The organism is Micromonospora sp. CNZ303 (assembly GCF_004345505.1).
In genome coordinates this window covers 114,033-140,604 of sequence record NZ_SLVT01000020.1, presented here as the reverse complement: position 1 = coordinate 140,604, position 26,572 = coordinate 114,033, and the positions used below count along the sequence as shown (strand labels likewise).

The following is a 26,572-nucleotide window of genomic DNA, read 5'->3' as shown; positions in this document are numbered from 1 at the left end:
GGCCTCACGCTCCCTCTTCGGTGACCGCGGCCAGCGCGGCCCGGATCTCCTGCGCCTCGCGCAGCTTGCCGTCGATCACCTCGGCGAGCGCGGCGACGGTGGGGGTCTGCAGGAACACGCCGAGTTGCAGGTCGACGTGGAAGGCCTGGGCGAGGTCCCGCAGCGTCCGGGCGGCGCTGAGCGAGTCCGCGCCGAGCATCAGCAGCGAGTCGTGCAACCCGATCCGGTCCACCCCGAGGCGGCGGCGCCACACGGCGGCCACCGCCTCCTCCAGGACCGAGCCGGCGGCCGGCTGGGCGTCGGCGGCGGGCTGGGCGTCGGCGGCGGGCTGGGCGTCGGCGGCCGGGGCCGCCGGCGTCGGGCCGGTCACGGGCGCCACGGCCACCGGGTCGACCCAGTGCCGCGTCCGCTGGAACGGGTACGTCGGCAGGCCGACGCGACGCCGCGACGCGCCCTCGTGCAGGGCGGCCCAGTCCACCTCGACGCCCCGGCGCCACAGCTCGCCGAGCGTGCCGAGCAACCCACGGAGGCTCCCGGCGTCGTCGGTCAGGGCCAGCGTCGACGCCTCGGCCGGGCCGACGGCCAGCGTCAGGTCGGCCTCGGCCGGCGTCCCGGCCGGCACGGGCGGATGGCTGCCGGCGCGCAGGGCGCGCCCGGCCTCCGCCACCGTCCAGCGGCCGTCGACGACGGCGGCCGTCACGGCGCCCGGACCCTCGCCGTGGGCGGCGACCGGGGACACGCCGCAGGCGCCCAGCAGCCGAGCGAGCGCGAGCTGCCCGGTGACGGTGGCCGCGTCGGAGCCCGGCCCGCCGGCGGCCGGGTCGACGCCCAGCTCGCCGGCCACCCGGCCGACCTCCGCCCGCAGCCGGGGCAGGGCGTCGCACAGCGCGGCCAGGTCGGGGCAGGTGGCGGGGAACGCGTACGCCACCGTGGCGGTCTCCGGCGACGCCTCGCCCGCGCCGACGGCGGACAGCGCGCGGGCCGCCTCCCCGGCGTCGGTCGCCACCACGAAGGCCCGGTGGCGCAACGCCCGACGGCCGACCTGGCTGGTGTAGGCGACGTCGGCGAGGGCCTGCTCCGGGTGACGCCCGAGGTGCTCGGCGAGCCGGTTGGCGGCGGTGGCCAGCGCCTCGCCGCCGGCGGCGGAGACGGCGAGCAGCACGGCCGGCGGGTTCGGCCCCGGCGGCGCGGGCGGCGGCGCCTGTTCGAGGATGACGTGCGCGTTGGTGCCGCCGACGCCGAACGAGCTGACCGCCGCGCGGCGCGGCCCGGTGACCTCGGGCCAGTCCCGCAGCATGTCGTTGACGCGGAACGGCCCCCGGTCGAGGGAGGTCTGCGGGTTGGGCTTGCGGAAGTGGATCGACGGCGGCAGCTCGCCGTGGTGGACGGCGAGGACCGCCTTGATCAGCGAGGTCACGCCGGAGGCCGTGTCGAGGTTGCCGACGTTCGGCTTGACCGAGCCGATCGACCACCCGGCGCCCGACGCGCCGGCCGCTCCGTACGCCTCCTCCAGGGCGGACACCTCAATCGAGTCGCCCATCAGGGTGCCGCTGCCGTTGGCCTCGACGTACTGGATGGAGTCCGCCTCGACGTCGGCGACCCGCAGCGCCCGGCGGATCACCCGCACCTGCCCCGACCGGCCGGGCGCCACGAAGCTGACCTTGCCGGCGCCGTCGTTGTTCACCGCCGAGCCCTTGACCAGGGCGTAGATCCGGTCGCCGGCGGCCTCGGCGTCCTCCCGGCGGCGCAGCACCACCACGCCGGCGCCGTCGCCCAGGTGGTAGCCGGCGGCCTCGGCGTCGAAGGCCCGGCAGCGGCCGTCGGGCGAGTTGATGCCGTCGGCCTCGTGCCGGTAGCCGCGGGGCACCGGGTTCTTGACGCTGACCGCGCCCACGATCGCCATGTCGCACTGGTAGTCGAGCAGGCTGCTGATCGCGTGGTGCAGCCCGACCAGGGCCGAGGAGCAGTTGGTCTGCACCGTCATGCTGGGCCCGGTCAGGTCGAGCTTGTACGAGATGCGGGTGGCCAGGTTGTCCTTGTCGCTGGCGACGGCCATGCCCAGCCGGCCGGCGGAGTCGACCAGCTCCTGCTGGGGCAGCAGGTGGTAGAGCAGGTACTGGTTCAGGCCGCAGCCGGCGTACACGGCGATGTCGCCGGGGAAGCGACGGCTGTCGTAGCCCGCGTCCTCCAGCGCCTCCCACGAGCACTCCAGCAGGATCCGGTGCTGCGGGTCGATCAGCGTCGCGTCCGTCGGCGAGTAGCCGAAGAACTGGGCGTCGAACCGGTCGGCGCCCTCGATGCCCGACCACACCGGCACGTACGCCGGGTCGGCGCGTTCCTCGGCCGGGACGGCGTCCAGCTCAGCGGCGGTCAGCTCGCGGCCGGCGTCGACGCCGTTGCGGAGCAGCTCCCAGAACTCGGCGACGTTCGCCGCGCCCGGAAACCGTCCGCTCATCCCCACGACGGCGATGTCCATCTCGCTGCTCATCGACTTCCCACTTCCTGAATACGCTGGCGCATCAACCGGCGGCGGTTCGCCACCTGCTCGTTGCGGTCGGGCCCCGGGTCGACGGGCGGGTCCGTCGCCGGGCGCGCGGGCTCGCCGAGGTGCTCGGCGAGCTTGCGCACGGTGGTGTGCTCGTACAGGTCGACGAGCGGGAACTGCCGGCCGAGGAGTTCCTGGAGGCGGATGTGCACCTGGACCAGGCTCAGCGAATTGCCGCCGACGTCGAAGAAGTTGTCGTCGAGCCCGACGGCGCCGACGCCGAGGACGTCCAGCCAGATCTCGGTGACCTGGGCCTGGAGCCCGCCGGCCGCCGGGGCGAGCGGCCGGGCCGTGGCGCCCGCGCCCAGCCGGGCCAGCGCCTCGGTGGCCTCGGCCGCGACGGCGCGCCGGCTCACCTTGCCGGTCGCCGTGGTGGGCAGCTCGTCGACCAGGTGCAGCAGCGGCACCATGAACTCCGGCAGCCGCTGCCGCAGGTGGCTGCGCAGGTCGTGCAGCAGGTCCCGCCGCGCGGTGGCGCCCAGCGGGTCGTTGGCCAGCTCCGGCCAGTCGGCGCGCCGGGCCCGCGGCGGGGTCCAGCCGACCGTGTCGTCCGGGCGGGACGCGGGCCAGAACCGCAGGTCCATCGCGTACGGGTCGCGCGCGGTCGACGGCACCACGGCGGTCCGTCGGCCCAGCGCCTCGCCGATGCTCCAGCAGTCCTCCGGGTCGACCCCGGGCGGCAGCTCGCCGGTCGGGCGGGTCACCGGGTCGGCGTCGGCGAGACCGGCCAGCCGGCGTACGGGGCCGGCGACCGTGACCAGCCGCGCGTTGGGCACGTCGCGCACCTCCACCGGGCGGTTGCGGTTGCCACGCAGCAGGCTCCGCAGCCGGGCGACGTCCAGCCCGTCGCGCGTCCAGTCCAGCCGCACCGGCTCGACCGGCTCGGCGGCGTCGCCGTCGGGGGCGGCGCCCACGTGCAGGACGACGTCGTAGCGGAACGCGCTCAGCTCGTTGGCCTGCCGGCCGCGCTTGAGGTGCAGCTCCACCCCGGTCACCCCGGGCAGCCAGTCCGGCGCGCTGAGGAACAGGTCCGGGGCCAGCACCAGCTCGTCGTCGGCGAGCACCCGGGCGGCGACGCGGCGGCGCAACTCGGCGACGGTCAGCCCGGCTTCCGGGTCGGCGCCCAGCTCCACCGAGGCGTGGAACACCTCCAGCAGGTCGAGGTCGCGTACGTCGCCGAGGTAGATCCGCCCGCCGGGCGAGGCCGCGGTGACCGCCGCGCGCAGCACTCCGCGCAGGTAGTCGTGGTGCGGGAAGTACTGGGTCACCGAGTGCAGCACCACGGTGTCGAAGCTGCCGGCCTCGATGCCGGTGATGTCGTCGGCCTCCCGCAGCAGCAGCGTGACCGAGTCCCGGTCCACCCCTTCGGCGTCGAGCCGCTGTTCGAGCACCTTCAGGCCGGCGGCGGAGAAGTCGGTGCCGACGTACGCCTCGCAGTCCGGCGCCAGCGCCAGGGTCAGGTTGCCCGTGCCGCAGCCGAGTTCCAGCAGCCGGCGGGGGCGCAGCTCCCGGATCCGCCGGACCGCCTGGTCGATCCACTCGCCCATCTCGACGTCGGTGAACGGCGCGCCCGTGTAGCTGCTGGTCCAGATCGCCTGCTGGGCCTCCTCGGCGGGACCGGCCTCGGTGTACATCCGGTCGTAGAGCAGCCGCCAGTCCGACACCCGGGTGGTGGCCGGCGCCCCGCCCGGATCGGCTCCGGCCGGCGCCGACGACCCGCTGCGCTGCCGGGGCACGACCGCCGCGACGATCCGCTGCTCGCCGCCGCCCGGCGCCTGGGCGAGCGCGGCCACGGCGGCGGCGACCCCGGGGTGGGCCCGCAGCGTCGCCTCGATCTCGCCCAGCTCGATGCGGAACCCGCGGACCTTCACCTGGTGATCGGCCCGGCCCAGGAACTCCAGCCGCCCGTCGTGGCTGAACCGGCCCCGGTCGCCGGTGCGGAACAGCCGCCCGCCGTCACCGTACGGGTCGGGGACGAACCGCGTCGCCGTCAACGCCGGCTGGTCGAGGTAGCCACGGGCCAGGCCGGCCCCGCCGACGTACACCTCGCCGGCGAAGCGGGGCGGCACCGGCCGCATGGCCTCGTCCAGGACGTAGATCCGGGTGTTGCCGATGGGCCGCCCGACGCTGCCGACCCGCTCCGGTCCGGTGACCACGTCCAGGGTCACGTCGGCGGAGATCTCCGACGAGCCGTAGAGGTCGACCAGGACGCAGCCGGGCAGGGCCGCCAGCCACCGCGCGGCCAGGTCGGCGGTGAGCGCCTCCCCGCTGGAGTGGCAGTAGCGCAGCGCCGACAGGCGTCCGCCGACGTCGGCGACGCCGTCGAGGATGGCCCGCAGCAACGACGGTACGGCCACCAGGCGGGTGACCCGGTGCCGGGCGAGCAGGTCGACCAGGCGTACCGGGTCGCGTCCGACGTCCTCGGGCACCACGACGACCGGGGCGCCGGCGAAGAGCGGCAGGAACATCTCGCCGCCGGAGTCGAAGAAGCTCAGCGAGGTCTTGTGGCTGCCCACCTCGTCCGGCCCCACCGGGAAGCGGTCCATGATCCACCGTTGCCGGTTGACGATGCCCCGGTGCAGGCCGAGTACGCCCTGCGGGGTGCCGGTGGAGCCGGAGGTGTAGACGACGTAGGCCACGTCGTCGGGGTGGGCCGTCGGCTGCGGATCGCGGTCGTCCTCGGCCGCGAGGGACTCCTCGGCCGGGTCGACCACCTCGACGTCCGGGAGGCCGACGGCCGCGCCGGGGGCGGCGACGAGCAGCCGGGCCCCGGAGTCGGCGAGCATGAACCGCAGCCGCTCCACCGGGTACGACGGGTCGAGCGGCACGTAGGCGGCGCCGGTCTTGAGGATCGCCAGCACGGCGGTGAGGCTGACCGTGGAGCGGGGCACCAGCAGGCCGACCCGGGTGCCCCGGCCGGCACCCAGGCCGATCAGCCGGTGGGCCAGCCGGTTCGCCGCCGCGTTGAGCTCGGAGTAGGTGAGCCGGGTGGTGCCGTCGAGGGTGGCTGGCGCGTCCGGGGTCCGGCGGGCCTGCTCGGCCACGATCTCCGGCGCGCACCGGTCGGTGTCGTAGTCGGCCGTGGTGTCGTTCCACTCCACCAGCACCTGCCGGTGCCGCTCGGCGCCGAGCAGGGGCAGGGCGCCGACCGGGGTCGCCGGCGCCGCGACGGCCGCCGACAGCAGCGCGGTCAGCGCCTCGGCCAGCACGCCCATGGTGTCGGCGTCGAACAGGTCGGTGCTGTAGTCGAAGGTGCCCAGCAGTTCGCCGTCGTGCTCGCCCAGGTAGAGGGAGAGGTCGTAGTAGGTGGCCCGCTGCCGCACCGGCCGGCTGCGCACCCGCAGCCCGGCCCAGTCCCCCAGCGCCCCCTCGTGGTTGAGCACCATCGGCGTGAGGCCGAGCCGGTCGGTGCCGCGCCCGTGCTGGTAGGCGAAGGCCGCGCTGAGCAGCGCGCCGCGGCTGGCGTCGGCGGCCTGCCCGAGCCCCTCGACGATCCGCCCGAACGGCACCTCGGCGCGGTCGGAGGCGGCCAGCACCGCGTCGTGGGCCGCCCGGGCCAGGGCGCCGAACTCCGGGTCGGCGGACAGGTCCACCGGCACCGGCAGCGGGTTGACCAGGTAGGCGACCAGGTCGGCGAAGCGGCCGCGGACCCGGCCGGCGTGCACGAAGCCGAGCGGGAACGTCGCCTGGCCGGCGTAGCGCGACAGCACCGCCGCATAGCCGGCGAACAGCACGGCGGTGCGGCTGACCCCCTGCGAGGCGGCGAGCGCGTCGATCCCGGCGCACAGGTCGGCGTCGAGCCGGAACGCGTGGGCGGCGCCCCGGAAGGTGCGCACCGACGGGCGGGGCCGGTCGGTCGGCAGGTCCAACGGCACGAGGTCGGCGACCTGGGCCTGGCACGTCGCGGTCAGCTCCCGGCCGGCGGGGCCGTCCAGGAAGGACCGCTGCCAGGCCACGAACTCGGCCGGGTGGGCGGCGGGTGCGGGCGGCGCCGCGTCGTCCCCGGCGGCGTGCCGGCCGTAGCCGGTCGCCAGGTCCTCGACCAGCACCGCCAGCGACCACACGTCCATGACGCTGTGGTGGGTGCAGAGCAGCAGCGTGTGGCGGTCCGGCGCGTGCCGGAACAGCACGGCGCGCAGCAGGGGCGGGCCGGCGAAGCCGACCCCGAGTTCCGCCTCGATCTCCTCGTCGAGCCGGCCCGCCGGCCAGCCCGCCGCGTCGCGCACCTCCAGCGTGACCTCGGCGTCCTCGGCCACCCGCTGGGTCACCTCGGCGCCGGCGTCGTCGTAGCGGGTGAGCAGGGCCGGGTGCCGCACGCCGAGGTCGCGCACGGCGCGGGCCAGCGCCGCGGCGTCCAGCTCGCCGTCGACGGTGACCGCGCGGCACAGGTTGAGGTTGGCCGGGTCCTCGGCCAGGGCGCCCTGGAACCAGATCGCCCGCTGGCCGTACGACAGCGGGTAGGGCCCGTCGGCGGCGGCCGGGGTGGCCGGCGGCTCGGCCGGCGCGGGCACGGACGGCAGCGCGGCGGCCAGTTCGGCCACCGTGCTGTCGCCCAGCAGGTCGGTCAGGGCCGGGCGGACGCCCCACTCCCCCTCGATCAGGTGTTGCAGCTCCACGGCCCGCAGCGAGTCGAACCCGAGCTCCGGCAGGGAGCGGTCCGGGTCGATCCGCTCCGGGTCGACGTCGAGCAGCCCGCCGGCCAGGACGCGCAGTCGCTGCGCCTGCGCCGGCGCGGCGGCCGGGGCGGGGCGCGCCGCCGGGCGCAGGGGGTCGTCCGCGACGATCGTGGCGCTGCCCGCCGCGTACGCCCGCGCGCAGTCGCCGCGCCGGGTCTTGCCGCTGGTGGTGACGGGGATGGTGCCGGGCGGTACGGCCAGCACCCGGTGCAGGTCGAGGCCGTGGACGGTCACCACGGCCCGGCGGGCCGCCTCGGCGATGGCCGGCGCCTCGTCCGAGGCCCGGTCGGAGCGGGTCTCGTACCACAGGACCACGGCCTCGCCGACGCCGTGACCGTCGTCGGCGACGTCCACACCGAACGCGGCGATCCGCCCGCCGAGGCGGGGGCAGGCGGCGCGGACGGTCTGCTCGATGTCGTCCGGGTAGTGGTTCTGGCCGCGGATGACCACCGTCTCCTTGATCCGGCCGCGGACGTACAGGTGACCGTCCTGGCGGAAGCCGAGGTCGCCGGTGCGCAGGTAGGGGCCGTCGCCATCGAGGGTGGCGTGCAGGGTCCGCGCGGACTCCTCCGGCCGGTTCCAGTACCCGTCGACGACGCTGCCGCCCCGGACCCAGATCTCGCCGGCGGTGCCGTCGGGCACGGCGTGGCCGGCCGGATCGACAATCCGGACCTCCGCCTCGGGCAGGATCTCGCAGCCGACCACCTCCGTGCCGGGGCGGTGGGCGGGTCCGGCGGGATCCGGGTCGGCCACCGTGGTCACAACGGGCCGCTGCGCCCGCGCCCGCCCGGCGACCAGCAGCGTCGCCTCGGCCAGTCCGTAGCAGGGCAGGAAGGCCCGCTCGTCGAAACCGTGCGGGGCGAACGCCTCGGCGAACGCGCGCAGGGTCGCCACGCGTACGGGCTCGGCGCCGTTGAACGCCACCCGCCAGGAGCTGAGGTCCAGGGCGGCACGGTCGGCCTCGGCGACCTTGCGCACGCACAGGTCGTAGGCGAAGTTGGGCCCGCCGCTGATGGTGGCCCGGTACCGGCTGATCGCCTGGAGCCACCGCACCGGGGTGCGGATGAACGTCGCCGGGTCCATCAGCACCGTCGGCACCCCGAGGTAGACCGGGGTGAGCAGGGTGCCGATCAGCCCCATGTCGTGGTGCGGGGGCAGCCAGGAGGCCATCACCGTGGCGTCGTCGAAGGCGAAGGAGCGGCGGATGGCCCGCAGGTTCTCCAGCAGGTTCGCGTGGCTGACCATCACGCCCTTGGGGGTGCTGGTGGTGCCCGAGGTGTACTGGAGGAACGCCAGTCCGCCCTCGGCCACCGCCGGCTGCCAGCCGGCGGGCGCGGCGTCGAGGGACTCCAGTTCCAGGACCGGCAGCCGGCGACCGGGCATGAGCGTGGTCAGGTCCACGGCGCTCGTGACCGCGCGGGCGGCCAGCACCGCGGTGGCCTGCGCGTCGTCGAGGATCCGCCCGACGACCGGGGCGCTGGCCCGGTTGAGCCGGGCGGCCAGCGGCACCGGCACGGTGCCGGCGTAGAGGCAGCCGAAGAAGCCGGCGAGAAAGTCGACGCCCGCCCCGACGAGCATCAGCACCCGGTCGCCGGGACGGCAGTGCCCGGCCAGGGCCGCGCCGACCCGGCGGGCCCGGGCGTCGAGCGTCGCGTAGTCCACCGTGTCGGCGGAGCCGTCCTCGGCCACCAGGTGCAGGGCGGGGCTGTCGGGCTGGACCCGCGCCTGGTGCGCCAGGGCGGCGCCCAGGTTGACGACGTCGGTCGCCTCGTGGATCAGGGCGCCGGTGTGCTCGGTCATCTGGCTCTCCACTCGATGCACAGGGGTCGGACCGGGGGTCACGGCTGCCCGGGCGCGAGCCGGGCGGCCAGCTCCGCGACCGTCGGCGCGTCGAAGATGACCGCCACCTCGACGTCCGCCCCCAGCTTCGCGCCGGCCAGGGCCACGATCCGGGTGGCCGTGAGGGAGTCCCCGCCGAGGTCGAAGAAGTCGTCGTGGATACCGATGCCCTCGCGTCCGAGCACGTCGCACCAGATGTCCAGGAGCACCCGCTCGCGCTCGTCACGCGGCCCGGCGGCCCCGGCGGCGCCGGGCTCGTCCTGCCCCGGCGGTGGCAGCGCCGCGACGTCGAGCTTCCCGTGGTTGGTCAGCGGCAGCCGGGGCAGGCTGACGAAGGCGGCCGGCACCAGGTAGTCCGGCAGCCGCCGGCGCAGGTGGGCGCGCAGGTCCGCGGTGCCCGGCAGGTCGTCGCCGACGACGTAGCCGACCAGTCGGGCGTCCCCGCCGGGCGGGTCCCGGCGTACGACGACGGCGGCCTCGCGCACCGCCGGGTGGCGGCGCAGCGCGGACTCCACCTCGCCCGGCTCGATGCGGTAGCCGCGCAGGTTCAGCTGCCCGTCGCCCCGGCCGAGGAACTCCAGGACGCCGTCCGGTCCGAACCGGGCCAGGTCGCCGGTGCGGTAGACGCGGGCGCCGGGCGTGACGGCGAACGGGTCGGGCAGGAACCGCTCGGCGGTCAGGGCCGGGTTGCCGAGGTAGCCCCGGGCCAGCCCGGCGCCGCCGACGTACACCTCCCCGGCCACGCCCGGCGGTACGGGCTGCATCGCGTCGTCCAGCACGTACACCCGGACGTTGGCCATCGGCCGGCCGATCGGGACGAAGGGCCGCTCGTCGTCGGGGTCGCACGGCCAGGCGGTGCAGGAGACCGAGACCTCGGTCGGGCCGTACAGGTTGAACATGGTGACGTCGAGCCGGTCGAAGACCAGCCGTTGCGTCTCGGGGGTGAGTTCCTCCACGCCCGAGACGATCCGCCGCAGCGACTTGAGGTCCGCGGCGTCGGCGGTGAGCAGCACCTCGCGCAGGGCGGTCGGCGCGAAGTCGGCGTCGGTCACCCCGTGCTGGGCGATCACCGCCGCCAGCCGGCGCGGGTCGAAGGTCGCCGTCTCGGGCATCAGCACGCTGGCCGCGCCGTTGAACAGGGCCCGGAACAGCTCGTCCAGGGAGACGTCGAAGGTGCAGGCCGCCTTGCGCAGCACCCGGTCGTGCGGGCCGAGCGGGAAGTTGCGCTGTGCCCACAGCATCCGGTTGGTGAACCCGCGGTGGGTGACCTGCACGCCCTTGGGCTGCCCCGTGGAGCCGGAGGTGAACAGGGTGTAGGCCAGGTTGTCCGGGTGCAGCGGCACGGCGGGGTCGGTGGCGGGACACGTGGCGGTCAGCGACGACTCGCCGTCCAGGTCGATGATCCGCCGGCCGGGGCTCCACACCTCGTCGCACAGGTCCCCGGCGGAGATCGCGACCGCCGGGCGGACCTGCCCGAGCAGCGCGTCCCGGCGGGCCTGCGGGTCGCGCGGGTTGACCGGCAGGTGGTAGCCGCCGGCTTTCAGCACCGCCAGGATCGCCACCACCTCGGCGGCGCTGCGGGGCAGGCACACCGCCACCGGGTCCTCCACGCCGACGCCGAGGTCGCGCAGGTGGTGCGCCAGGCGGTTGGCCCGTTCGTCGAGTTCGCGGTACGTCGTGCGGACGTTGCCCTCGACGACCGCCACCGCGTCCGGCGTATGCCGCGCCTGCGCCTCGACGAGGCGGTGGACGAGCGCCTCGGGGCCGAGGTCGGCGGCGGTGTCGTTCCACTCGTGCAGGATCCGGTGCCGCTGCGCGTCGTCGAGCATCGGCAGCCGCCACACGCACGTGTCGGGCTCCCGCGCCGCCGCCACCAGCAGCAGCTCGAACTGCCGGGCCAGGGCGCGCATCGCCTCGGCCGTGAACAGGCTGGTGTCGTACTCGAACTCGCCGATGAGCCCGTCGGCCGTCTCGGTGATCTTCACCGTCAGGTCCATCCGGGACCGGCCGGTCTCCATCTGGTGCACGTCGACCCGCAGCTCGGGCAGGTCTAGCCGGCTGGTGGGCACGTTCTGGAGCACGAAGGCGACCTGCGCGAGCGGCTGGTGGCTGCGGCTGCGCTCCGGCTGCAACGCGGCGACGAGCCGCTCGAACGGCACGTCGCGGTGCCGGAACGCGTCCAGCGAGGCCGCCTTGACCCGGCCCAGCAGCTCGGCGAAGGTCGGTTCGCCGGACAGGTCGGCGCGTACCACGATCATGTTCAGGAAGCAGCCGATGAGGTGCTCCAGCTCGTGCTGTTCCCGCGTCGCGATGGGGCTGGCGACGACCATGTCCCGCTGCCCGCTGTGCCGGGCGAGCAGCACGGTGAAGGCGGCGAGCAGGGTCATGTAGGTGGTGGCCCCCTGACGCTGTCCGAGGGCGCGGATCCGGTCCGCGTCGGCGGCGCCGAGCCGGAACCACTCGGAGGCGCCGACGAACTGCTGCACCGCCGGGCGTGGGCCCCGGGTGGGCAGGGCGAGCAGCGGCGGCACGCCGGCGAGCTCGTCGACCCGCTCGCGCAGGTGCGCGGCCATCCGTTCCTCGCCGACGGCGGTGCGCTGCCAGGCGGCGTAGTCGGCGTACTGGATCGGCAGCTCGGGCAGGTCCGGCGTCGCGCCGGCGGCGAACGCGGCGTACGTGGCGGCCAGCTCGCGGCAGAAGATGGTGAACGACCACAGGTCGCAGACGAGGTGGTGCACGGTGACCCCGAGCACGTGCACGTCGGGGGCGATCCGGTAGAGCACCGTCCGCATGCTCTGGCCGGCGGCCAGGTCGAGCGGGACCCGCATCTCCCGCTCGACGGCGGCCCGCAGCACGGCGTCGTCGGGGCGCGCGGTGGCGCCGGGGAGGTCGACCACGTCGATGCTCAGCGGGGCGGGCGGCGTGACGGCCTGCACGACCCGCTCGCCGAGCTGACGGAAGGCGGTACGCAGGATCTCGTGGCGGCGGACGACCTCCTCGATGCTGCGGCGCAGCGCGTCCCGGTCGAGCGAGCCGGTCAGGATCAGCAGCGTGGCGTCGTTGTGGTGGACGGCGTCGTCCTCGAGCCGTTCGATGAACCAGAGCCGTTCCTGCGCGAAGGACAGGGGGGCCTCGGCGGCGTCCAGGCGGGGGATGGCGGCGCTGACGGGTGCCGGATCGGAGCGGCTGGCGCGCAGCCGCTCGTCGAGCAGCGCCCGCGCCGAACTGGACAGCCGCGCCACGCGTTGCGTGACGTCACTCGCGACCGGATGCTCCTGCCGTCCCACTGGTCCTCCGTTGTCCGTCGGTGATCCGGCCGCGGTCCGGGGCCTCCACCGGACGCGAGCGTCGCACCGATGCGGGTGCCGATCCTCGATCTCTACCAGGCCGGCTGAGCGCTTAGTCAGCAGGAGGACCGGTTATAGGGGTTTGGCCTCACAATTCACGACATCTGTTCCGACTCCTAGGGGTTGGGCAACCCGTTTCCCTGCCACATGATGGGCACGCTTGTGACGCCGCCGGCGCGCCAGCACGCAGCCCGTCCGACCGGCAGACCGGAGGTGATGCCAGGTGCGCGAGGACCTCCGGATCCTGGCCGACCGGTCGTACCGGATGCTGTTCCTGGCCCGCACGCTGTCGCTGCTGGGCAGCGCCGTGATCCCGGTGGCGCTCGCCTTCGCCGTCCTCGACGCGCCGGGCGGCTCCGCCACCGACCTCGGCCTCGTGCTCGCCGCCCGGTCGCTGGCGCAGGTCGCGCTGCTGCTGTTCGGCGGAGTCCTCGCCGACCGGATGAACCGCTTCCGCCTGATGGTGGGCTCCGACCTGCTGGCCTTCGCCGCGCAGGCGATCCTGACCGTGGTGTTCGTCAGCGGCCGGCCCACGCTGCCGGTCGTGATCGCGCTGTCCGCCGTCAACGGGGCCGCCGCCGCGCTCTTCCTGCCGGCCTCCCGCGGCGTCGTGCCGCAGGTGGTGGCCCAGGAGCAGCTCCAGTCCGCCAACGCGTTGCTGCGGCTGTCACGCAACAGCACCACCATCGGCGGCGCCGCCCTGGCCGGCGTGCTCGTGGCCGCCCTCGGCGCCGGCTGGGCGCTGGCGGTCCCCGCCGCCACCTTCCTCGGCTCGGCGCTGCTGCTGGCCGGGGTCCGGGTGTCGCACCCCGCCCGGGCCGCCGCCAGCACCATCCTCGCCGACCTGCGCGAGGGCTGGCGGGAGTTCAGCTCCCGGTCGTGGGTCTGGCTGGTGGTCGTGCAGTTCGCGTTCGTCAACGGCTGCTTCTCGGCGATCTACGTACTCGGCCCGCTGACCGCCAAGGACCAGCTCGGCGGCGTCGCCGCCTGGTCGGCGATCATGACCGCGCAGGCCGTGGGCCTGGTCGGCGGCAGCCTGGTGGCGATGCGGATCCGCCCCCGCCGGCCGATGCGGGTGGCGGTGCTGGCGACCTTCGGCTTCCTGCCGCCGTTCGCGCTGATCGCCGCCGGTGCGCCGGTCTGGCTGATCGCGGCCTCGATGCTCGTCAACGGCGTCTGCGTCGACATCTTCGAGGTCCTGTGGGACACCGCCCTGCAGAACCACGTGCCCAACGAGGCGCTGTCGCGGATCAGCTCGTACGACGCCATGGGCTCGTTCGTGCTCGGCCCGCTCTGCCTGGCCGTCGTCGGCCCGGTCGCCGAGCGGATCGGCGTCGCCCAGACGCTGCTCATCGCGGGCGGGGTGCTCGGTCTGGTGACCGTCGCGACCTTCTCCGCGCGGTCGGTGCGTCAGCTGCCCGCAAGAGTCCCCGCCGCACAACCCGCCACGGTGTGAATCCGGCGAACTCGCCGGCCACGGATCAGGGTGGAGATCGGAGCAGGATGGAGCACCGGATAAGTCGGCAGATGACCGACGCGACCGACGCGTACGGGCGGCGCTTGGGGGCCTACCTCGAGCAGTCCTCCTACTCGCGGCTGCGCGGCGGCCCGGGCGTGATCGACCTCGCCTTCGGCGATCCGCACGAGTTTCCCGCGCCGGCCCTGGTCGAGGTCCTGCAGCGGCACCTGAGCCCGCAGCACACCGACTGGTTCGCGTACACCCGCGACCACCCGCCGGCCCAGGAGTCGGTGGCGGCCACCCTCAGCCGGGAACTCGCCCTGCCGTTCACCGCCGACGACGTCGCCCTGACCAACGGGGCGTTCGCGGGGCTGACCATCTGCCTGCGCAGCGTCTGCGACCCGGGCGACGAGGTGATCTACCTCGACCCCGCCTGGTTCTACTACGAGCCGATCATCGCCTCGGTCGGCGCGGTCCCCCGGCCGGTGGCGTTGACCCCCGGTTCCTGGCGACTCGACGCGGAACTCGTCGCGGCGGCGATCACGCCCCGGACCAGCGCCGTCATCGTCAACAGCCCGAACAACCCGACCGGCGCGGTCTACACCGACGAGGAGTTCGCCGCCCTCGCCGAGGTGCTGCGGGAAGCCTCCGCCCGCAACGGTCGGCCCGTGTACCTGCTGTCCGACGAGGCGTACCGGCGCATCGTGTTCGACGGCCGGTCGTGTCCCAGCCCGGCGACGCACTACCCGTTCACGTTCCTGGTGCACACGTACACCAAGACGCTCCTGCTGCCCGGCGAGCGCGTCGGCTACGTCGCGATCCCGCCGACCATGCCCGACCCGGCGGTGCTCCGCCGGGCCCTGACCGTGGCCCGCCTCACCACCGGCTGGGCGTTCCCCAACAACTCGCTGCTGTTCGCCCTGCCCGAGCTGGAACAGCACGCGCTACAGGTCAAGCCGATCGAGCAGCGCCGCGACCTGCTGGTCGACGCCCTGCGCGAGGCCGGATACGAGGTCCAGCCGAGCGAGGGAACGTTCTACCTGCTGGCCCGGGTGCCGGACGCGGACGACTGGGCACACGCGGCCGTGCTCGAAGAGCGCGGCCTGCTGGTGCTGCCGGCCTCGGTGATGGGCGCGCCGGGCTACCTGCGGCTCTCCCTCACCGTCACCGACGACATGCTGGAGGAGACCATCGGCCGGCTGCGGTCGGCGCGGCCCTCGGCCCGGGAGCACGCCAGTGTCCAGCGGTGACCTCCGCGAGGCCGACGCGGCCGTGACGCTCACCGCGGCGCCGGACGCCCCGGCCCCGGGCCGCCGGGACGCGACGGTGTCCACCGGGGAGGCCCGGCCCGACGTCGAGACCACCATGGCCCGCGCCCGTCGCGCCCAGGCGGAGGTCGAGTTCTGGCCGCAGGAGCGCGTCGACGACCTGGTCGCGGCCCTCGGCTGGGCGGCCTACCAGGAGGACACCGCCCGGTCGCTGGCCGACCTCGCCTACCGGGAGACCGGCCTCGGCGACCCGGAGCACCTGTTCACGCTCTACCGGCGCCGGGTCCTCGGCACGCTGCGTGACCTGCACGGCGTCGTCACCAGCGGGATCATCGAGGAGCTGCCGGAGCGTGGCCTGCGCAAGCTGGCCAAGCCCATCGGGGTGATCGCGGTGGCCAGCCCCGCCACCGCGCCCTGCTCCGGGGTGGTCGGCAACGCCCTGCCGATGCTGAAGACCCGCAACGCGGTGGTCATCACCCCCAACCCCCGGGCCCGGCACTCCGCGGCCCGCACCGTCGAGCTGCTGCGTCGGGCCCTGGAGACGGTCGGCGCCCCGCCGGACCTCGTCCAGTGCCTGCCGGTCACCGACCGGCAGACCACCGAGGCCCTGATGGCCGCCGCCGACCTGGTGATCGCCGCCGGCGGGCCCGGCACGGTACGCCGGGCGTACCGCAGCGGCACCCCGGCGATCAGCGCGGGCGTCGGCAACCCGGCGGTGATCGTGGACGACTCGGCCGACGTGGCCGCCGCGGCGGAGCTGATCGTGCTGGGCGGCAGCTTCAACAACGGCACCTCCTGCTCGTCGGAGAGCAACGTGCTGGTGGACGCCGGGATCGCGACCGCCTTCCTCGACCAGTTGGCCCGGCAGGGCGCCCACCTGTGCGACCCGGCCGAGACGGCACGGCTGCGTACGCTGCTCTGGCCGGACGGGCGGGGGCTCAACCGCGACGCGGTCGGTCGACCCGCCGCGGCGCTCGCCGCCGCCGCCGGGATCGACCTGGCCGAGCCGACCAAGACCACCGCCCTGGTGGCCCAGCTGCCGCCCCTGGCGCCCGGCGGTGCCCCGGCGCTCGACGACCCGATGCTCGGCGAGAAGCTGGCGCCGGTGTTCACCGTGTCGACGTTCAGCGCCTTCGACGACGCGCTGGCCGCGGTGGAGACGCTGCTGGGCCGGATCGGGCAGGGCCACAGCTGCGGCATCCACACCGACCGGCCCGACCGGGTGGTCAGGCTGGCCGAGCGGGCCCGCGCCGGACGGGTGATGGTCAACCAGTCGACCGCCGTGGGCAACAGCGGCAGCTTCGACAACGGGATGCCGTTCACCCAGGTCATCGCCAGCGGCAGCTGGGGCGGTTGCTCCCGGTCGGAGAACGTGACCTGGCGCGACTTCCTCAACTACACCTACGTCTCACATCCCCTGCCGTTCAGCCTGCCGGACGAGGCGACCCTCTTCGGCGCCCACTGGCGACGCCTTCCCTGACGGAGACCCCGCACATGGACATCAGCCCTCCCGAGGCGCCACCGCGCGACCTGACCCAGGCCGAGATCGACGCCTTCCACACCGACGGCGTGGTCCGGCTCTCCGGCATGATCGACGACAAGTGGCTCCGCCGGATCGCCGAAGGCGTCGAGTACCTGCTCGCCAACCCGACCGTGCTGGCGCAGGCGACCGCGTTGCTGGGTGGCGGCGGGTTCGCCGGGGACGCCTTCATGTGGAAGACCCACGACGGCTTCCGCGACTTCATGTTCTTCTCCCCCGCGGCGCGCATCGCCCAGCAGCTGTTCGGCTCCACCGCGATCACCGCCTTCTACGACCAGATCTTCGCCAAGCCGGCCGGATCGGGTGCCCCGACGCCGTTCCACGAGGACGTCAGCTCCTGGCCGATCGCGGGCGAGCAGGTGTGCGCGATGTGGATCCCCCTCGACCCGTGCACCCCCGACACCGCCGCGCTCCAGGTGGTCCGCGGTTCGCACCGCTGGGGCCGGCGCTACGTGCCGATCACCCCGGGGGCCACCCACCTCGGCCGGCGCGAGGAACTCGAGGCGGTGCCGGACGTGTCCGACCACGAGATCCTGAGTTGGGAGCTCACGCCCGGCGACATCGTGCTGTTCCACCCGGCCGCGTTGCACGGCGCCACCGGCACCGGCCCCGAGCGGCAGCGTCGGGCGTTCGTCTCCCGGTGGGTGGGCGACGGCGTCACCTTCCAGCCGCAGCACGCCGTCCTGCCGCTGCTGTGGGAACACGGCCTGCGGCCCGGTGATCCCATCGGGGGTCCGCTGTTCCCGAGGGTGCTGCCGACGCCGGTGCCGACGGAGACCGGCGCCCGCTTCGACGGCCCGCAGCAACCCCACGCCGAGCGGGCGGAGGAGTTCCTCACCATCCTGAGGATGCTGTAGGTGTTCGGAGAACTCACCGCCACGACCGCCGCCGGCCGGGAGCTGGTCTCCCTCGCCGAGGGCCACGTCGACACCCTCGCCGAACGGGCCGGCCGGCACGACCGGGACAACACGTTCGTCGCCGACAACTTCGCCGACCTGCGCGACAGCGGGGTGCTCGCCGCGTGCGCCCCGACCCGGCACGGCGGGCTGGGGGTCCGTTCCCTGCACGACGTGCTGGTGGCCGTCTCCCGACTGGCCCGGGGCTGCGGGTCGACGGCCATCTGCGCGAACATGCACATGGCCTCGGTGTGGGGGCAGGTCCGCCGGTGGGAGCGGGCCGAGGCGGACGGCGACCAGGTCCGGGCGGCACAGCTCGACGCGATCCTGGAGGCGTTGGGCGGCTCCGACCTGATCATGGCCGGGGCCTCCACCGAACCGGGCGCGACGTGGAACGGCGCGCTCACCGAGGCCGTCCGCAAGGGCGACGAGTACGTCATCACCGGGCGCAAGACCTTCGTCACCAACTCGGCGGTCGCGGACTCGTTCAACGTCGCGGTCCGGGTCGCCGATCCCGACGGCGGGTGGCGGCACGCCGAGGCCGTCGTCCTGGCCGGCACGCCCGGGCTCACCGTGCTCGGCGACTGGGACGCGCTGGGCATGCGGGGCTCCGGCAGCCACGGGCTCCTGCTGGAGGACTGCGTCGTGCCCGCCGACCGGGTCACCGTCGGGGAGCCGTTCGGCCCGCCGACGCCGGAGGACCTGGCGCGCTCGTGCGCGATCAACTTCCCCCTGCTGGGCGCCTCACTGGGGATCGCCGAGGCGGCCTTCCAGATCGCCGTGGAACACGCCACCAGGGTGCCCCGGCAGCCCGGACGGGCGGCGCCGGCACACCACCCGTCCGTGCAGCGGGAGATCGCCACCATGGAACTCGACCTGGCGGCCACCCGGGGGGTGCTGGAGCGCTCCGGACGCCTGGTGGACGCCCTGTTCGCCGCCGACGACCCGGCGCAGCGGTCCGAGGCCGCCGTCCGCGACGTCGTACGGGGGTGGCAGACCGCGAAGCTGCTGGCGAACCGTACGGCGGTGAGCACGGTCGACCGGGCCATGACGATCTGCGGCGGGGCGTCCTTCAGCAGCCGGCACCCCCTGTCCCGGCTGTACCGCGACGCCCGGGCGGGCGGCTTCATGCAGCCGTTCGGATCGCTGGACGGCTACCCGTACATCGGGCGGGTCGCGCTCGGACTCGACCCGCACGCCGACTGAGGCCGGCGGACACCCGGTCGCCGTGGCGTGTGCCGCCGACCCGTCCTGCCCGAGCCGGGGCGGCCGGGTCGGGAGCTACCGCCGCGCGGCGGGCCTGCCGGGTGCCGGCAACGCGCGCACGTCCAGCTTCCCGCTCGGCGTCCGGGGCAGCTCGTCGAGGCACACCACGGCGCCGGGCAGCAGGTAGTCGGGCAGCGTCTCGCGGAGCTGGTCGCGCAGCTCGCGGGCGGTCGGTCCGGGCGGCTCGCTCGGCACGACGTACGCGACGAGGCGCGGGACGGCGCCGGTCCCGGCGACCGGCACCACCGCCGCCCGGCGCACCCCGGCGCACCGGCGTACCGCCTGTTCCACCTCGCCCAGCTCGACGCGGTGGCCCCGGATCTTGACCTGGCCGTCGCGGCGGCCGTGGAACTCCACCAGTCCGTCGGGGTGGCGGGTCACCAGGTCACCCGTGCGGTAGCACCGGCCCTCGGGATGGTCGGTCGGGAACATCTCGCCGGTCGTTGCGGGGTCGTCGCGGTAGCCGCGGGCGAGCCCCGCGCCGAAGATGAGCAGCTCCCCCTCGACGCCCGCCGCGACCGGGCGCAGGTCGGCGTCGACGACGGCGACCCGCGCGTTGTCGATCGGGCGGCCGATCGGCACGGTGGCGGTGCCCGGGCGCGCCGCCGGGTCGGTCGGCACCTCGAAGGTGAGCGCGCCGACGGTGGTCTCGGTCGGGCCGTAGTGGTTGACCATCCGCACGTCCGACAACTCGCGGACCTGGTCCACCAGCTCCCACCGGCACACCTCGCCACCGACGATGAGCAGGCGGCGGGGCAGGGCCCGCTCCGCCGCCTCGTCGAGCAGCGCCGCCAGGTGCGAGGGGGTGATCTTCAGGACGTCGACGCGGTGCTCGTCCTGATAGTCGGCGAAGTCGTCCGGGTCCGTCGCGGTCTCGGTGGGCACCAGGTGGAGCGTGTCTCCCCCGGTGAGCGCCGGGAAGACCGCGGTGTGCCCGAGGTCCGTGGCGAGGCTGGTCACCGACGCGAAGCGCAGCCGTTCGCCGTCGACCCGCTCCGGCTCGACCAGCCGGGCGACGAAGGCCGCGTAGTTGGCCAGGGCCGCGTGGGGGATCTCGACGACCTTGGGTACGCCGGTGGAGCCGGACGTGAACACGGTGTAGGCGAGCTGGTCCCCCGCGACCGGCGGCGGACCGCCCAGCGCCCCGGCGCGCTCCGCCGTCGCCCCGGCGCCGATCCAGCCGGCCAGGTCGACGGCGAGCACCACCTGCCCGGACACCGGCGGGTCGTCGCGATCCGTCACCACGACGGCCGCCCCGCAGCCGCGCAGCTGGCTCTCGACGCGGGCCGGGGGCTGGTTGGCGTCCACGCAGGCGTAGCCGGCCCCGGCGTGCAGCGCGGCCAGGCACGCCACCAGCTGGGCGGCGCCCCGGTCGGCCAGGACGGCCACCGGGGCGGCTGTCGCACCGTGGCGCCGCAACACGTCGGCGAGACCCGCGACGGCGTGGCGCAGCTCGGCGTAGCTCAGTGTCGCGTCCGCGCCGACGACGGCCGTACGGTGGCCGTGCCGTTGCGCGGCCGCCCAGATCAGCGCGGGCACCGCCCGGTCGGGGTGCCACCCGGTCGGCGGGCCGGTCACCTCGGGATCGGCAGGCATGGCAGGTTCCTTCGGTTCGACGGCGGCGGGCCGACAGGTAGCCGGTCGACCGTGGGCTCGCGCGGCACGGGGCTTGCGGTGGCAGCGATCGTGACACGGGGGCCGCACCGCGACAACACCTCATTCGTGCCGCGAACCCCCTATCGTCGGGGCCGCTCGGCGGACGACGACGCGTCCGGTGTGGTCAGACGGCCACCATGCAGTTGTCGGAGCCGCTGTCGCGCCCCCGGGCGCTGACGATCCCGGCGGAACCGTCGCCGTAGTAGCGGCAGAACAGGCCCGCCGCGCGTCCGCCGAACAGCAGCGGCCCGATCACCGGGGCGACCTCGACGTCGTGGGGTTCGTCGGCGCCGTCGGCGACGAGCGAGACCCGGCACGTGCGGGGCGCCACGAAGTCCTGCACCACGCTGGTGCCGTCGGCGGCGGCCTCGGCGACGGCGGACTCCCACGTCGCCTGGTCGACCTCGCCGCCGATGACCACCTGCTTGCCGCTCTCCCCCAGGCCCGCCTTGAGCACCAGCAGGTCCCGGTTCGCCAGGACGAACGGGAGCAGCTCGACCTCGCGCCCCGCCCGGCTGGTGCGGCGGTCCGCGAGGATCCGCGTCCACGGCACGTACCTGTCGACGAGGCTCCGGTCGGCCGCGCTCATCCACGGCCGGCCCTCCGAGAGCAGGCCCATGGTCAGCTTGCTGTGCATGAAGGTCGACGTCTGGGTGCCCACGAGCAGGCAGCCGTTGTCGAGCGCGTCCTGCACGTAGCTGGTGTCGAGACCGGCGTCGAGCCAGTCCGGGATGGTGAAGTTGCGCAGCCCGATCGGGTAGCGCAGGTGGGGCGGGCAGTCCCACGCCTCCGGCAGCTCCTCGGGCTCGAAGAAGCGGGCGGTGAGGCCGTGGTTGTTGAGGTAGTCGGCCTCCAGCTGGAAGTAGCGGCTCTGCACGCCGTAGACCCGGGCGCTGCCGACGATGGCCACCCTGGGCGCCAGCCCCAGCTCGGCGCAGAGCGAGCGGTACATCTCGGCGCGCACGGCGAACGGGTCCGGGGAGCTGAACGGGGTCCTGCCCGTCGCGTCGGCGTGCAGCCTGCGCCACACCTCGAGGCGGCTGCGCGTCTCCACCACGCCGCCGAGCGCGCCGCTGACGTTGAACTCCAGGAACTGGGGCCCGTCCGGCCCGATGACGACGTCCGGCCGCACGACGCAGTCCGGATAGCGCTCCTCGACGAACGGGTCCCGCACGAACAGCTGGTCCTCGCTCTGCGGCATGCGGTAGGCCGCCAGCCGGCCCTGCGTGGTGGGGGCCGTCTCGAGGGCGGTGCGGCGGAGCAGGTCGACCAGCGCGGCGGCCGCCCGGAAGATCTCGGCGTAGGACGCGCGCGGGATGGCGATCGGTGCCGCCGGCAACAGCCGCTGGTAGGGCCAGCCCGTGTCCCGCAGCTCGTGGCGGAGCATCCCGCGGATCGTCTCCGCCGGCGCGGCCGGCGCCACGCGGTGGGTGCCGAACCACGGATGCCCGGCCGGCCCCGCACTGCCGACATGCTCGCGCACGGTCATCTGACGCTCCCCGGAATCGCACGTCGGGCCGGCGCCGGTGCGTGCTCGCCGCGGGGCCGGTGTCTCCGAAACGATGATCGACATAGACTAACATTCACGTCCGACGGGGACCGCGTCGGTTCGTCCACCTCCGACACGGGAGAACCGCCGATGACCTTGCGTCATGTCCAGGGCAACGAGTACCGCGAAGAGCACGGTGGGGACTACGAGGACTTCGAGCCCGGCATGGTGATCCGGCACTGGCCGGGCCGCACCATCTCCGAGACCGACAACACCTGGCTGACCCTGCTCACCATGAACCAGCACCCGCTGCACTTCGACGAGCACTACGGCGCGGGCAGCGAGTACGGGCGGGTGCTCGTCAACAGCGGGATCACCCTGTGCCTGATCGGCGGCATGACCGTGCAGGCCCTGTCCGCGCGGGCGGTGGCCAACCTCGGCTGGGACAAGGTCCGCCTGCGCGAGCCGGTGTTCGTCGGGGACACGTTGTACGCCACCAGCCGCATCCTCGACAAGCGCCTGAGCCGGTCCCGACCCGGCCAGGGCATCGTCACGGTGGAGACGACGGGCACGAAGTCCACCGGCGAGACGGTCATCGTCTTCGAGCGTTCCTTCATGGTCCGCTGCCGGGACAGCTCCGCCTGACCTACGCCACGGACGCCGCCCCCTCGTGCAGCGCCACGGCGGCGGCGGTGTCCTCGATGGCCATCCCGACCGTACGCAGGACGGACGTCCGCCCGCCGACGCGTACCCCGCCGGTGACCAGCGTGCCCAGCTCGTGCAGGTCGTCCACGCCGATCAGGCCGGCGGCCAGGGCGGCGCGCACCTCACCGGCGCCGTCCAGCGCGGCGGTGCGGTCCTCGACGACCGCCACGGCGTCGACCAGCAGTGCGGGATCGAGTTCGATCGCGTCCGGGTGGGTGCCGCCGATGACGTTGACGTGCGCCCCGGGCGCCACCCAGTCCGCCTCCACCAGCGGCGTGTTGTCGCTGGTGGAGGTCGCCGTGCAGATGATCGCCGCGTCGGCGACGGCGGCCTTGGCGCTGTCGCAGACGCTCGCGTGCACGGGGTGGGGCACGGCGTCGCGCACCCAGTCGGCGAACTGCTCCGCCCGGTCCCGGGTCCGCGAGAACACCCGTACGCTGCGGATCCGGCGCACCGCCGCCACCGCGCGCACCAGCGACCGCGCCTGCACCCCCGCCCCGATGACCGCGAGGTCCTCGGCGTCCTCGGCGGCGCACCAGCGGGTGGCCAGGGCGGCGACCGCACCGGTGCGCACGGCGGTCAGCTCCGCGCCGTCGAGCAGGGCCGTGATCTGCCCGGTGGTCAGGTCCGTCAGCGCGACGACCCCGTGGATCAGCGGCAGGCCGCGCCCGGGGTTGTCGGGGGTGAGCGTGGTGATCTTGACGCTGCCCACCCCACGCCGCTCCCAGACGGCGGGGCTGACCAGCAGGACCCGCTGGGGGCCGTGCTCGATGACGGTGCGCGCCGGGGAGTCGGTCCGGCCGGCGACCAGGTCCGCGAACATCTCGCCCAGCGCGTCGATCACCCGCACCAGCTGGGGCGTGCCCGCCATCTGGGCGGCGTCGACCGTCACCGGCCCGGTCATCCGGCAGCTCCGTCGGTGCCGAAGCGGGCGGCCCAGGCGTCCTCGCGCGACACGGTGGCGCGGGCCATCCGGGCGAACGGCGGGCCCACCATGTTGCCGTCCAGCACGGCGATCCCGCCGTTGGCCGCCCGTACGGCGTCGGCCACCCTGCGCGCCAGGCGCAGGTCGTCGGCCTGGGGGCGCAGCACCCGGTTGATCTCGTCGAGCTCGCCCGGGTGCACCGTCGCCTTGCCGTGGAAGCCGAGCGCCCGCACCCGGGCGGTCTCCTGCGCCAGGACGGCCGGCTCGGCGAGCCGGAAGTTGGCGGTGTCGATGCAGGCGGTGCCGTGCCGGGCGCAGGCCAGCGCCATCGCCTGCCGGGCGGCGAGCATCGCCTCCCAGGTGATCTCGACCCCGAGCGTGGCGGCCAGATCGGCCGAGCCGAGGACCAGCCCGTCACTCGCCCCGGCGATCGCGTCGATCTCCGTGACCGCCTCCACGGTCTCCACCGTCACGTAGATCTCCGGGTGCGCGTCCGCGCTGGTCAGGATCTGCCGCAGCAGGGTCACCTCGGCCGCCGACGTCACCATCGTCATCATGACGATGCCGGGCCGCACGGAACACTCCGTGAGGGCCACCAGGTCCTGCACCGCCGCGACGCTGCCCAGCTGGTTGATGCGTACCGCGACGTTCTCCGGCCGGGGCGCCTTCTCCAGCGCGGCCCGGCACACGGTGCGCGCGGCCGGCTTCTCGGCCGCCGGTACGGAGTCCTCCAGGTCGATCAGATGCACGTCCGCGTCGTAGGACCAGGCCTTGACGACCCGGTCCAGCGACAGCGCCGGGGTGTAGAGGATGCTGCGCGGGATCGCCCGCGCGGCCCCGGTCATCGGGTCACCGGCTCGGGTCGCGCATCGGCCGGGCGGGCGCCGGCCTCGACGAGCACGGAGCACAGCCTGGTGATCTGCTCCTCGGTCTGGCCCGCGCGCAGCATGACCCGCAGCCCTGCGGTGCCGCGGGCGACGATCGGGAAGAACACCGGCGAGGTGTAGAACCCGGCCGCGAAGACCCGCTGGGCCGCCTCGACGACGGTCTCGTCGCTCATCGGCACCACTCGGATCGGGTACGTGCTGCCCGACTGCTCGGTGGCCAGCAGGGAGTCGAACAGCGCGATGTTGGCCCGCAGCCGCCCCTGGAGCCGGGTGAGCTCCTCGGTGCGGTGGATCTCCGCCGAGGCGAGCGCGGCGCCCACGGCGGCGGCGTTCATCTTCTGCGAGTAGCCCAGGGGCCCGGCGAAGCGTTCCACGATCCGCCGCGTCTCCTTGGGGAAGCCGTCGAGCAGGATCGCCGTGCCGCCCGCCCCGAAGCCCTTGCTCAGGGTCGCGACGGTGATGGTGCGGTCGTCGCGCACCGGGCAGTGCGAGCGGACGTAGCCGATGCCGCGCTCGCCGTACGCCGACAGCGAGTGCGAGTCGTCGTAGAAGACCATCATGTTGTACTTGTCCTGCAGCACGGCCAGTTCCTCGACGGGCGCGTAGCCGCCGAGGCTGTCCGAGCCGTCCACGACGTAGCAGACGCGTTCGTAGGTGCGGCACATGTCCTCGAGGTAGTCGAGGTCGTGGTGGCGGCAGGTGACGACCTCGGTCTCGTCGGCGCAGTTCGGCTTGGCGTTGGCCATCGAGACGTGGGCGTTCTTGTCGAAGACCATCAGCGGCCGGGTGCCGTTGCCGAGGTGCCCCGACGCGATCAGCGGCAGCAGGCCGGTGCTGGCCGCCGCCGTGGAGATCGCGCTGATCACCATGGCGTCGAACAGCTCGCCCAGCGACTCCTCCAGCTCCAGCAGCACCGACGTCTGGACGCGGGTGCGCGGGATGCAGTGGTCCAGCACGCCGAATCGGCGCAGCGCGGCGACGGCCCCGTCGATCACCTTGGGGTGGGTGTCGAGGTCCAGGTAGGAGCAGACGGTGAAGTTGACGAACTCGTGGCCGTCGGCCATCCGGAACACGCCGTCGGAGAGGTCGCCGACGATGCCCGCGACCCCGTGCTCCTCGGACATGTTCCAGAAGGTGTTCCCCACACCGATGAGCTTGTCGTTGTTGCGGTAGCGGTGGGTGGGGGTGATGGACTTGCGCTCGCTCATCAGGAGTTCACCTCGGTGGGCTTGTAGCTGTAGACACCCTTGACCCTCCGGTAGGCGTACGTGTACAGCGCGACGCCGAGCGCGTGCGGCCTGCGGAGGATCTTCTTCGACTTCAGCCAGAAATTGACGTTGATGTTCATCTCGTCCAGCGACTCGGCCTGGTGCCACCAGCCGAGCGGCAGGTAGAGCATGTGGCCCGGTTCGAGGACGAAGTCACGGCGCTGGGCCAGCTTGGGCGCCACCCTCGGGAAGCGCGCCAGGTCGACGTTGTCCAGGTCGAAGACCTGGGACTTGTCCCCGAAGCCGCGCAGCACCGAGCGCGGATAGTACTCGCGGGAACCGGGCGGGGCGATGATGAACCGCTTGCGGCCCTCCAGCGCGATGTTGAAGTTCTCGAACTCGTCGAAGTGGTTCTTGGTGAACACGCCGCGGTGGCTGATCCACAGGTTCGCCGCGTACAGCGAGTCGCCGTAGCCGAAGAACTTGTCCGCGTCGAAGCCGATGACGGCGTTGACGTCGGCCGGGCTGTTGCGGATGTTCGACACCACCCGGTGCCACGTGCCCGGGGTCGTCAGGTGCCGCTCGTCGGCGAAGAAGTCGCGCAGCTTGATGTCGCGGGTCTCCCAGCGCCCCGGGTGGTTCTTGTCGCCCGGCTCGGTGAACAGGGTGACGGTCATGTCGGCCAGCCGGCTCGCCACGCCGTCGCGGCCGAGCCCCTGCACGTCGGGCGGCAGCGCGATCACCACGGGCACGTCGGCCTTGAACAGGCCGCCAGGGCCGACGGCCATGAACTCGTCGAAGGTCATGCGGGCCACGGGGACACCCGCCGACCCGTTCGCGTTGGGCACTGCGTCCGAAACTCCCAT

Annotated in this window: 15 protein-coding genes; 6 read left to right on the top strand and 9 right to left on the bottom strand. The window is 74.3% G+C overall.

The window, feature by feature from the left end; translation table 11 throughout:
- Positions 1–4: 4 nt before the first annotated feature.
- Genes EV374_RS26445 through EV374_RS26435 form a run of 3 tightly spaced genes read right to left on the bottom strand, consistent with a single transcriptional unit; the run spans position 5 to position 12,347 of the window.
- Entirely contained in the window at positions 5–2,488 is a 2,484-nt protein-coding gene (locus tag EV374_RS26445; RefSeq protein WP_132239866.1) for a beta-ketoacyl synthase N-terminal-like domain-containing protein, read from the bottom strand.
- On the bottom strand, positions 2,485–9,021 hold the full coding sequence (locus EV374_RS26440; RefSeq protein WP_132239865.1) for a non-ribosomal peptide synthetase: 6,537 nt from the start codon (positions 9,019–9,021) through the stop codon (positions 2,485–2,487). The genes EV374_RS26445 and EV374_RS26440 overlap by 4 nt, the downstream gene beginning before the upstream one ends.
- 38 nt (positions 9,022–9,059) lie before the next feature.
- Entirely contained in the window at positions 9,060–12,347 is a 3,288-nt protein-coding gene (locus EV374_RS26435; protein WP_132239864.1) for a non-ribosomal peptide synthetase, read from the bottom strand.
- Positions 12,348–12,630: 283 nt separating this feature from the next.
- On the opposite strand from EV374_RS26435, the gene EV374_RS26430 reads away from it, so the two are divergent.
- From EV374_RS26430 to EV374_RS26410, 5 genes are all read left to right on the top strand, one after another.
- The gene (locus tag EV374_RS26430; protein WP_132239863.1) at positions 12,631–13,863 is read left to right on the top strand and encodes an MFS transporter; all 1,233 of its coding nucleotides are present in this window, start codon (positions 12,631–12,633) and stop codon (positions 13,861–13,863) included.
- Positions 13,864–13,934: 71 nt separating this feature from the next.
- The gene (locus EV374_RS26425) at positions 13,935–15,116 is read left to right on the top strand and encodes an aminotransferase class I/II-fold pyridoxal phosphate-dependent enzyme (protein ID WP_165947920.1); all 1,182 of its coding nucleotides are present in this window, start codon (positions 13,935–13,937) and stop codon (positions 15,114–15,116) included.
- Positions 15,103–16,614 carry an aldehyde dehydrogenase family protein gene (locus EV374_RS26420; protein WP_207914573.1) on the top strand — a complete coding sequence of 504 codons (1,512 nt, stop codon included), beginning with the start codon at positions 15,103–15,105 and terminating at the stop codon, positions 16,612–16,614. Before EV374_RS26425 ends, EV374_RS26420 begins: the two co-directional genes overlap by 14 nt.
- A gap of 14 nt (positions 16,615–16,628) precedes the next feature.
- Positions 16,629–17,531 (top strand): phytanoyl-CoA dioxygenase family protein, encoded by a 903-nt coding sequence (locus EV374_RS26415; RefSeq protein WP_132239861.1) that lies wholly within the window; start codon positions 16,629–16,631, stop codon positions 17,529–17,531.
- The gene (locus EV374_RS26410; protein WP_132239860.1) at positions 17,532–18,776 is read left to right on the top strand and encodes an acyl-CoA dehydrogenase family protein; all 1,245 of its coding nucleotides are present in this window, start codon (positions 17,532–17,534) and stop codon (positions 18,774–18,776) included.
- A 75-nt stretch (positions 18,777–18,851) separates the two neighbouring features.
- Here EV374_RS26410 and EV374_RS26405 read toward each other — a convergent pair whose 3' ends face one another.
- Positions 18,852–20,432: an amino acid adenylation domain-containing protein gene (locus EV374_RS26405; protein ID WP_132239859.1), complete on the bottom strand. Its 1,581-nt coding sequence runs from the start codon at positions 20,430–20,432 to the stop codon at positions 18,852–18,854.
- 184 nt (positions 20,433–20,616) lie between these two features.
- Positions 20,617–21,981, bottom strand: a complete 1,365-nt coding sequence (locus EV374_RS26400; RefSeq protein ID WP_132239858.1) for a hypothetical protein — start codon at positions 21,979–21,981, stop codon at positions 20,617–20,619.
- A gap of 150 nt (positions 21,982–22,131) precedes the next feature.
- On the opposite strand from EV374_RS26400, the gene EV374_RS26395 reads away from it, so the two are divergent.
- A complete protein-coding gene (locus tag EV374_RS26395) occupies positions 22,132–22,626 on the top strand; it encodes a MaoC family dehydratase (protein ID WP_132239857.1) in 495 nt (164 codons plus the stop codon).
- A gap of 1 nt (position 22,627) precedes the next feature.
- On the opposite strand, the gene EV374_RS26390 is transcribed toward EV374_RS26395, so the two are convergent.
- The 4 genes from EV374_RS26390 to EV374_RS26375 are packed head-to-tail and all read right to left on the bottom strand — an operon-like array spanning position 22,628 to position 26,512.
- Positions 22,628–23,590 carry an ornithine cyclodeaminase family protein gene (locus EV374_RS26390; protein WP_132239856.1) on the bottom strand — a complete coding sequence of 321 codons (963 nt, stop codon included), beginning with the start codon at positions 23,588–23,590 and terminating at the stop codon, positions 22,628–22,630.
- Entirely contained in the window at positions 23,587–24,456 is an 870-nt protein-coding gene (locus EV374_RS26385; protein ID WP_132239855.1) for an aldolase/citrate lyase family protein, read from the bottom strand. The genes EV374_RS26390 and EV374_RS26385 overlap by 4 nt, the downstream gene beginning before the upstream one ends.
- On the bottom strand, positions 24,453–25,706 hold the full coding sequence (locus EV374_RS26380; protein ID WP_132239854.1) for an 8-amino-7-oxononanoate synthase family protein: 1,254 nt from the start codon (positions 25,704–25,706) through the stop codon (positions 24,453–24,455). Before EV374_RS26380 ends, EV374_RS26385 begins: the two co-directional genes overlap by 4 nt.
- Positions 25,706–26,512: a cupin-like domain-containing protein gene (locus tag EV374_RS26375; protein WP_132239880.1), complete on the bottom strand. Its 807-nt coding sequence runs from the start codon at positions 26,510–26,512 to the stop codon at positions 25,706–25,708. Before EV374_RS26375 ends, EV374_RS26380 begins: the two co-directional genes overlap by 1 nt.
- Positions 26,513–26,572: the final 60 nt, after the last annotated feature.

Excerpts from the sequence above, each read along its gene's own strand:
- EV374_RS26385 (WP_132239855.1), bottom strand. The coding sequence starts at position 24,456 with ATGACCGGGGCCGCGCGGGCGATCCCGCGCAGCATCCTCTACACCCCG.
- EV374_RS26440 (WP_132239865.1), bottom strand. The coding sequence starts at position 9,021 with ATGACCGAGCACACCGGCGCCCTGATCCACGAGGCGACCGACGTCGTC.
- EV374_RS26425 (WP_165947920.1), top strand. The coding sequence starts at position 13,935 with ATGACCGACGCGACCGACGCGTACGGGCGGCGCTTGGGGGCCTACCTC.
- EV374_RS26380 (WP_132239854.1), bottom strand. The coding sequence starts at position 25,706 with ATGAGCGAGCGCAAGTCCATCACCCCCACCCACCGCTACCGCAACAAC.
- EV374_RS26375 (WP_132239880.1), bottom strand. The coding sequence starts at position 26,512 with ATGACCTTCGACGAGTTCATGGCCGTCGGCCCTGGCGGCCTGTTCAAG.
- EV374_RS26390 (WP_132239856.1), bottom strand. The coding sequence starts at position 23,590 with ATGACCGGGCCGGTGACGGTCGACGCCGCCCAGATGGCGGGCACGCCC.
- EV374_RS26405 (WP_132239859.1), bottom strand. The coding sequence starts at position 20,432 with ATGCCTGCCGATCCCGAGGTGACCGGCCCGCCGACCGGGTGGCACCCC.
- EV374_RS26415 (WP_132239861.1), top strand. The coding sequence starts at position 16,629 with ATGGACATCAGCCCTCCCGAGGCGCCACCGCGCGACCTGACCCAGGCC.
- EV374_RS26445 (WP_132239866.1), bottom strand. The coding sequence starts at position 2,488 with ATGAGCAGCGAGATGGACATCGCCGTCGTGGGGATGAGCGGACGGTTT.
- EV374_RS26395 (WP_132239857.1), top strand. The coding sequence starts at position 22,132 with ATGACCTTGCGTCATGTCCAGGGCAACGAGTACCGCGAAGAGCACGGT.
- EV374_RS26400 (WP_132239858.1), bottom strand. The coding sequence starts at position 21,981 with ATGACCGTGCGCGAGCATGTCGGCAGTGCGGGGCCGGCCGGGCATCCG.